This is a genomic window from Geminicoccus flavidas (assembly GCF_009806515.1).
Lineage (GTDB): Bacteria > Pseudomonadota > Alphaproteobacteria > Geminicoccales > Geminicoccaceae > Geminicoccus > Geminicoccus flavidus.
Window position 1 is genome coordinate 1 of the sequence record NZ_WUJP01000526.1, and the last position, 5055, is coordinate 5055.

Consider the following 5055-nt stretch of genomic DNA (forward strand, 5'->3'; position numbering starts at 1 on the left):
GGCCGCCCAGTCGCTGTGGGCATCGACGCCAAGGCGCGTCATCAGCTCCGTCCAGACCGCCAGCGGCGGCCCGAGCCCGGCCGCGACCGCCGCGACATTGGCCGCGGCACCGCCCAGCGTCTCCTCGATCACGCGCGCCTGGGCCCGCTCGTCGGCACGGGGCAGCACCTCCAGCCGTGCCGTCAGGTCGGCGCACAGATAGCCGACCGTGGTCAGGCGCGGCATGCCGGGCGGCGGTGCCGGAGGGCCGCGCCGACGCCGGCTGTTCAGCACCCGCCCTGCCTGGTCCGGCGCATAGCCGAGCCGCTCGATCGCCGCCTCGATCGCGGTGCGGGTCGAGGCGGCGACCGGTCTGGCGCCCGTTAGCACGTTGCTGACCGTGCCGATCGAGACGCCGGCCGCCATCGCGACATCGCGGATGGTGGCGCGGCGGCTCACGGCCGCAGCCTCCGGAGCTCGGCGGAGTCGGGAAAGGCGCGCAGCGTGCCCTGCCGGCCGACCTTCAGGCTTGCGGCAGCCACGCCCCAGCGCAGTGCCGAGAGCGGCGTCATGCCCAGGCACAAGCCTGCAGCCAGCACGCCCGCCAGCACGTCGCCCGCCCCGGTCGTGTCGACCGCCCGGACCACCGGGGCGGCGACCTCGTCCTGACGCCCCTGGCGATCCCGCAGCACCGCGCCGTCGGCACCGCACGTGACCACCACCGCACCGGCCGGCCCCAGGTCGAGCATGGCCGCCTCGGGCTCGTTGACCAGCACGAGGTCGACACCCGCCAGGAGCGGCGCCCAGTCGAACCAGAGCGGCGACGGGTTGACGAGTGTCCTGGCACCCCGCTGCCGTGCTGTGGCGAGTGCTGCCCTGGTGGCATCGGCCGGCAGGTTGCCCTGGACCAGGAGGAAGTCGCCCGGCGCCAGGCCAGCGCAGGCCGCCCCGGCCGCCGCGGCATCGACGCCGCGCGCCTGACCCGCCGTGGTCACAATCATGTTCTGCCCGTCGGCGCCGACCAGCACGAGCGAGCGGTCGGTGGGTGCATCGACGCTCCGCAGAACCTCTACCGCTAGGCCCTCCGCGGCCAGCGCTGCCCGGATCCGCTGGCCCTCGGCATCGGCGCCAAGGGCCGTGGCGAGCCGCACCGGCACGCCGCAGCGTCGTGCCGCCACCGCCTGGTTCACGCCTTTGCCGCCGACATCACCCGTCTGGCCGTCGGCCAGGAGCGTTTCCCCCGGCAGCGGCAGCCGGGGCAAGCGGAGTGCCAGGTCCAGTGCGGCATTGCCCAGGACCAGGAGCCGCGTCATCGGTGCCTGGCCGCCTCGGCCATCAGCGCCCGCACGCGGTCGACCTCCACCTCGTTCCACCACACACCGTCGCGCTTGAGCGAGCTCGCCACGATGGCACCGCTGGCATGGCGCAGGATGTTGCCGATATTGGCGATCGTGGCGCCCGAGCCGGTGAGCACCGGCAAGCTGGTGGCACCCCGGATCTCGGCGATCTCCGACTTGGCAGCGGCATCGCCGGTACGCTGGCCGGTGGCGATCACCACGTCCGCCCCCGACCATTCCAGGTCGCGGGTGAGCTCCGCCACCGAGCGGTCGGCGGTAATCGCGTGGGCGCCGTGCTTGACGTGGCTGTCGGCGAAGATCCGAATGCCGGTGGCGGACAGGGCCTTGCGGTAGCGCAATGCCGCCGCCGCCGGGCCCTCGATGATCCCCTCGTTGGCAACATAGGCGTTGGCCCACTGGTTGACGCGCACGAAGGCCGCACCGCTGGCCACCGCCACCGCCAGCGCCACCTCGGCGGCATTGGCCAGGACGTTGATCCCGGTCGGCAGGCCGGCGGTATGGATCACCCGTTCGGTGGCGACCGCCATGCAGGCCGCCGTTTCCGGCCCGATCCGGTCCGGCTTGAGAAAGGGGATGTCGCCGTGGTTCTCGACGATCAGCCCGTCCACGCCGCCCTCGGCATAGGCTTGTGCGTCGCGTACCGCCCGCTCGTAGACGGCACTCACCGGCTCGCCATCATGCTCGGGCGCGCCCGGCAGCGGCAGGAGATGCACGACGCCGATCACCACCCCGCCCTGGCGGCCGAACAGGTCCTTCAGGGCATGGGCACGCGGCCGGACGACGGGAGTGCTGGACATGGGCAGGCCTGAATTGAAACGGTTCATGCAGACGCATCTCCTAGCATCGTGCGACCGTGGCGTCCTGCGACTTGGACGACCCGGTGAATGGGCCTAGCGTGCTGGCGTGGCATGGTCCCGCCGCGAAGGTCCGCATGCGCCCGATCCTCCCCCTCTTCCCCTGCTTGGCCGTGCTCCTGGTGCCGCTTGCCGGCGCCGAGGCTGAGGTGGTGCTCGACGGCTCGGTCGGCAGCCGCGGCCGGCTCACCCTGAACGGCCAGGAGGTGCGCATCACCCCCGACATGGGTGCCACCCGCGGCGGCAACCTGTTCCACAGCTTCGAGAAGTTCGGCGTACCCAAGGGCGATATGGTGAGGTTCGAGGGGCCGACCGGCCTGAACAACGTGATCAGCCGGGTGACCGGACCGGACGTCTCGCAGATCCACGGGACCTTGCGGTCCGCGGTGCCGGATGCCGCATTCTGGCTGCTCAATCCCAACGGACTGGTGGTCGGCAAGGACGCCACCATCGACGTTCCTGGCGCGCTGCACCTGTCGACGGCCGACGAACTGCGCTTGGAGGACGGCGGCAAGTTCAGCGCCCGAGACGTGGCGGGCAGCACGCTCACGGCAGCAGATCCACGGTCCTTCGGATTTCTCGGCGGGCCGATCGGCAAGCTGTCGGTGGAGGCATCCAGTCTTGCCAGTCCCGCCGAACGGTTCCTCGGCAAGGTCTCCCTGACCGGCGGCGCGGTGTCGGTCAGAGGCACGACGATCAATGCCGTCGGCCAGCTGCTGGTCGCGGCACAGGAAGGCGCGGGTGAGGTGCCGCTGGATGCCCCGACTGCCACGGCGCGCGATGGCTCCATCACGCTCAGCGGCGTGCAGATCATTGCTGCACTGCTGTCCGCAGGATCGAACGTCCGGATCGAGGGCGGCGAGCTCGTTCTTGATCGGGGTAACCTGCTTGCTGTCTCGCTTCTTCCGGCTGGCGATCCGGCAGCTGAAACCATGGGCATGGAAGTGGCGGGAGAAACGATCACCATCCGGGGAAGCAGTGAACTTGGCCTGCTCGGGACAAGTGCTGCCGGCGCGGGTGGCTCACCCTATCTGAAGGTCGTGGCCAACGAGCTGACGGTCGACGGCGGGGGCATGATCAGCACCCCGACCATCGGCGGTGCCGCTGGCGACGTGACGGTCGTGGCCGACCGCATCCTCCTCACCAACGGGGCGCAGGTCGGCAGCCCTTCCGTCGAGGGCCCCGGCACCGGCGGAGCGAGCGGCCTCACCAGCATCACGGCGCGCGACCAGCTGACCATGACCGATGGCGCCAGCGTCACGAGCATCACGTCGACCGACATGGATGCCGGCAACGTCGTCCTCAACGTCGGCGATCTGGTCATGACGGATGCCGGTATTGCAACCTTCAACTTCACGGGAAACGGGGCGGCCGGATCGGTCGTCATTCAGGCGGACGGGCAGGTGAGGATCACCGGCGATTCCCGGCTCAACTCCCTCACCTCGAACACCAAGAACGGCGGCGACATCGACGTCCGTGCCAGGAGCGTCACCCTGGATCAGGGAGCCAGGGTGGTCACCTCGACGCTGGCCGAGGGCAATTCGGGCTTCGTCACCATTGCCGCCGACAGTGTGAGCATGGACCGAGGCGCGCAGCTGCTCACTTCGTCGATCGGCAGCGGTGACGCCGGCTCAGTCCAAATCGACGCCAAGCGACTGACGCTCGGTACCGGCACATTGATCGAAGCACAGAACACCGGCAGCACCGGGGGTGCCGGCTCTATCGTCATTCGTGCGGACGATCAGGCGTTCACCGATGGCGCAGTGATACGGACGCTCACGACGAATGCCAGAAGCGGCGGAAACATCGCGGTCACGGGAAAGAACGTCGCCGTTGGAGGTGCCGGATTGGTTACCTCGACGACAGGCGCCGGCAATGCCGGCAGCCTGACGATCTCCGCCGACAGCATCAGGCTCGACCAGGAAGGCATCTTGCTCGCGATCACGTCGGGCAGCGGGAACGCCGGCTCCGTGCAGCTCAACGCCCGCGAGATCACACTCGACAGCGGCGCGCGGATCGACACGGAGAATATCGGCGGCGATGGCGCTGCCGGTTCGGTCGACATCCGGGCAGGCGACCAAGTCACGATCTCTGGTGGTGCATTGGTCAATTCCATCACCACCAACGGTCGAAACGGCGGCAACATCACGATCGTAGCGGGCCGCCTCGTGCTGGATCAGGGGGCTGTCCTGATCACGTCGACGGCAGGCAGTGGTGATGCAGGTTCCGTCGAGATCAGCGCCAGCGACGTTGAAGTGGCCAATGGCGCCCGCATCGATGCCGAATCGATTGGAAGCGGCAACGCCGGTTCGATCCTGGTACGGGCGGCAAACGAGGTTCGGCTGGATGAGGGAGTAATCTCCACCGGCTCGCTCGGCTCGTCCGGCGGCCAGATCAGCATCGAAGCCGGTCAGCGCCTCATACTGGAGAACGAGGCCGCAATCCTGACCGCGATCCTCGGCGGGCAGGAAGGTGAGCAAGCAGGTGCGATCATCATCGGCGGTACCGGAGATAGCCGTACCAACGCCGTGGTCCTCGACGCCACCTCCGGCATCGCCGCCAGCGCCCCCAACGTGGGTGACGGCGGCACGATCCGGATCGCCACGGAGGGCCTGATCGCCCGGCCCGGCCAGATCGACGCCTCGGCGCGGCAGGGTAATGCCGGCACGGTCGCCACCACCTCGCCGCAGACCGACATCGTCTCCAGCTTTGCCGGACTGGATGCCCAGGTAGCACCGGCCGACCGGCTGCTCGCGACCTCCTGCGATGCCCGCGAGGTGGCTTCCAGCCTGGTAGTGGGCGCGGTGCGGGGCGGCGAGGATGCGTTCGACCCGCGGCGGCCGCTGGGCAGCAAGGCCCAGGCG

At 69.6% G+C, this 5055-nt stretch carries 4 protein-coding genes; 1 reads left to right on the forward strand and 3 read right to left on the reverse strand.

What is annotated here, in order from left to right:
• From EQG76_RS14930 to EQG76_RS14940, 3 genes are all read right to left on the reverse strand, one after another.
• Positions 1-438 (reverse strand): LacI family DNA-binding transcriptional regulator (locus tag EQG76_RS14930; protein WP_159714830.1); only part of this gene is annotated, 438 nt, incomplete at its 3' end.
• Positions 435-1292: a PfkB family carbohydrate kinase gene (locus EQG76_RS14935; protein WP_159714832.1), complete on the reverse strand. Its 858-nt coding sequence runs from the start codon at positions 1290-1292 to the stop codon at positions 435-437. The genes EQG76_RS14930 and EQG76_RS14935, both read right to left, overlap by 4 nt.
• Positions 1289-2161: a BtpA/SgcQ family protein gene (locus EQG76_RS14940; protein ID WP_235031379.1), complete on the reverse strand. Its 873-nt coding sequence runs from the start codon at positions 2159-2161 to the stop codon at positions 1289-1291. Before EQG76_RS14940 ends, EQG76_RS14935 begins: the two co-directional genes overlap by 4 nt.
• A 107-nt stretch (positions 2162-2268) precedes the next feature.
• Between EQG76_RS14940 and EQG76_RS14945 the strand changes: the two genes are divergently transcribed.
• Positions 2269-5055: two-partner secretion domain-containing protein (locus EQG76_RS14945; protein WP_159714834.1), on the forward strand; the 2787-nt coding region annotated here is incomplete at its 3' end.

What these genes read in the sequence shown, in the direction of transcription:
- EQG76_RS14935 (WP_159714832.1), bottom strand. Translation starts at nt 1,292, where the DNA reads ATGACGCGGCTCCTGGTCCTGGGCAATGCCGCACTGGACCTGGCACTC.
- EQG76_RS14940 (WP_235031379.1), bottom strand. Translation starts at nt 2,161, where the DNA reads ATGAACCGTTTCAATTCAGGCCTGCCCATGTCCAGCACTCCCGTCGTC.